The sequence below is a fragment of the Actinotalea sp. genome (assembly GCF_035443605.1).
GTDB lineage: Bacteria > Actinomycetota > Actinomycetes > Actinomycetales > Cellulomonadaceae > Actinotalea.
This window is the reverse complement of sequence record NZ_DAORSQ010000192.1, coordinates 1-2,443: the sequence shown is the minus strand read 5'-3', so window position 1 is coordinate 2,443 and position 2,443 is coordinate 1. Positions and strand designations below refer to the sequence as shown.

4 protein-coding genes are annotated in these 2,443 nt (G+C 75.6%); 3 read left to right on the top strand and 1 reads right to left on the bottom strand.

Going from position 1 to position 2,443, the window contains the following annotated elements:
* Nucleotides 1–231: 231 nt before the first annotated feature.
* Nucleotides 232–933 carry a uracil-DNA glycosylase gene (locus PKY62_RS13030; protein ID WP_324537639.1) on the bottom strand — a complete coding sequence of 234 codons (702 nt, stop codon included), beginning with the start codon at nucleotides 931–933 and terminating at the stop codon, nucleotides 232–234.
* A gap of 168 nt (nucleotides 934–1,101) precedes the next feature.
* Here PKY62_RS13030 and PKY62_RS13025 point away from each other — a divergent pair, with 168 nt between their 5' ends.
* The 3 genes from PKY62_RS13025 to PKY62_RS13015 form a co-directional block, all read left to right on the top strand.
* Nucleotides 1,102–1,416, top strand: coding sequence for a DUF3263 domain-containing protein (locus PKY62_RS13025; RefSeq protein WP_502875850.1), 315 nt, complete (start codon nucleotides 1,102–1,104; stop codon nucleotides 1,414–1,416).
* A 27-nt stretch (nucleotides 1,417–1,443) separates the two neighbouring features.
* Nucleotides 1,444–2,061, top strand: coding sequence for a LytR C-terminal domain-containing protein (locus PKY62_RS13020; protein ID WP_324537637.1), 618 nt, complete (start codon nucleotides 1,444–1,446; stop codon nucleotides 2,059–2,061).
* Between the two features lie 207 nt (nucleotides 2,062–2,268).
* The coding region (locus PKY62_RS13015; protein ID WP_324537641.1) for a TCP-1/cpn60 chaperonin family protein at nucleotides 2,269–2,443 on the top strand (175 nt) is incomplete at its 3' end.

Genomic DNA, 2,443 nt, shown 5'->3' with positions numbered 1-2,443 from the left:
GGCTCCGGCCCGGCGGGGGGAGGAGGTCGGACGGGGGTCCGGCCGGGCACGGCACGGCGGACGGGGGTCCGGCCGGGCACGGCACGGCGGACGGGGGTCCGCCGGAGGAACGACCGGTCGGGCAACCGACCGCAGCGGGCAGGTCCGTCGGGGACCGGGGCCCGGAGCAGGACGGCCGGGCGGGGGTCCGGTCGCGGCGGTGCCCGGACGGGGGTCCTGGCGGCACGACGGTCAGCCGGATCGACCGGAGGAGGGCGGGGAAGGGCACCAGCGCACCGCTGGTGCCCCCTGCTCCTCGAGCAGCGCGTCGACGGCCGAGAACGGCCGCGACCCGAAGAAGCCGCGGGCGGCGGACAGCGGGCTGGGGTGCGCGCTGGACACGACGCGGACGTCGCCGAGCAACGGCCGGACCTCGGCGGCCTGGCGGCCCCACAGCACGGCGACGAGCGGCCCGCCGCGGGCGACGAGCGCGCGCACCGCCTGGTCCGTGACCTCCTGCCAGCCGAGGCGCTGGTGGGACGCCGGTGCCCCGACGCCCACGGTGAGCACCCGGTTGAGCAGCAGCACGCCCTGGTGCGTCCACGGTGTCAGGTCCCCGGTCGGTCCGGGCGTGCAGCCGAGGTCGGCCTGGAGCTCGGTGTAGATGTTGGCCAGCGAGCGGGGCAGCGGGCGCACGTCCGGCGCCACCGAGAACGCGAGCCCGACGGCGTGGCCGGGCGTGGGGTACGGGTCCTGGCCGACGACGAGCACGCGGACCTCGGCCAGGGGGCGGGCGAAAGCCCGCAGCACGGCGTCCGGACCGGGCAGCCACGGACGGCCCGCTGCGGACTCGGCGCGCAGGGCGTCGCCGATCGCCCGCAGGCGCGGCTCGACCGGTGCCAGCGCGGCGGCCCAGTCGGGGGACATGACCTGGTCGAGGGGCAGCCGCGGCACCCGCGCAGGGTAGCGCGGGAGCGCTCGGTGACCCGCGCTCCGCCGTCCGGGTGGTCGCCGTGCGCGTCCGGCGCTACCACGGGAGCGGGGCGCGCCGAGGGAATGACACGGCTGTCATTCCGCCGGTACGATGGCCGGGCCAGAGCATCGATCGTCCCGGAGGTTCGCATGGACGCCACCGTCATGACGCTGCACGCGCCGGACGCGGACGCCGCCGCCGGTCCCGGACCGACCGGGCTGTCGGAGCGGGACGAGCAGGTCCTGGCCTTCGAGCGCCAGTGGTGGAAGTACGCGGGCGCCAAGGAGCAGGCGGTCCGGGAGCTGTTCGGCATGTCGGCCACGCGCTACTACCAGGTGCTCAACGCCCTGATCGACTCCCCGGCCGCGCTGGCGCACGACCCGATGCTCGTCAAGCGCCTGCGTCGCATGCGCGCGACCCGCCAGCGCGCCCGCACGGCGCGTCGCCTCGGCGTCGACGGCTGAGCCGCGCGAGCCGATAGCCTGTCGGCCGTGAGCCCCGCCGACTACCCGTACCCCCCGGACGAGTTCGATGGTGCCGCCGCGTCGGCCGGCCCACGCGGGGTCCACCGCACGCCGCGGACCTGGTGGTCGCGCTGGTGGCCCTTCGTCGTCGCCGTCGTGCTCTTCCCCGTGCTCGCGTACGCCGCGGTGACGGTCATCTCCGACGGCGTCGACCTGCCGTGGCAGGGCTCGGAGACCGCGACGGAGGAGACGGCCGGCACGGACGACGCGACCGGTGGGGCGGCCGACCCGACGGAGGAGGCGACCGAGCCCGCCGAGGAGGCGACGCCGACGCCGACGCCGGAGCCCACGCCCGATGCCGTCGTCGACCTCGCGCGGGCGGTGGAGGTCTTCAACGCGACCACGACCTCCGGCCTGGCGAGCTCCGCGAAGGACGCCGTCGAGGCGGCCGGCTTCACCAACGTCTCGAGCGGCAACTGGGACGGCGACGACCAGGCGGCCACCGTCGTGTACTACCCGGCGGCGGCCGACGTCGCGACGGCGCAGGCCGTGGCTGCGGCGCTCGGCATCGCCGCCGTCGAGGAGTCGGTGGACCTGGCTCCCGAGGGGATCGTCGTCGTCCTGGCGGACGACTTCACCCCCTGACGCCGCACCGCGTCGCGCCGCGGGCACGCGCGCTTGCACTCGTCGGTCGAGAGTGCCAATAATGACTTAGCACTCTCGACCCGAGAGTGACAGAGACATCTGGTCCGGTGAGGGCCGGGACACCCGCGGGACATGACCGCGGGCCGACCGGTCCGTCCGTCGCGGGCGCCGTGGCCAGCACACCGCCACAACCGGAGGACCATCCGAATGGCCAAGATCATCGCGTTCGACGAAGAGGCCCGCCGCGGCATGGAGCGGGGCATGAACGCCCTCGCTGACGCCGTCAAGGTCACGCTCGGCCCCAAGGGCCGCAACGTCGTGCTGGAGAAGAAGTGGGGCGCCCCCACGATCACCAACGACGGCGTCTCCATCGCCAAGGAGA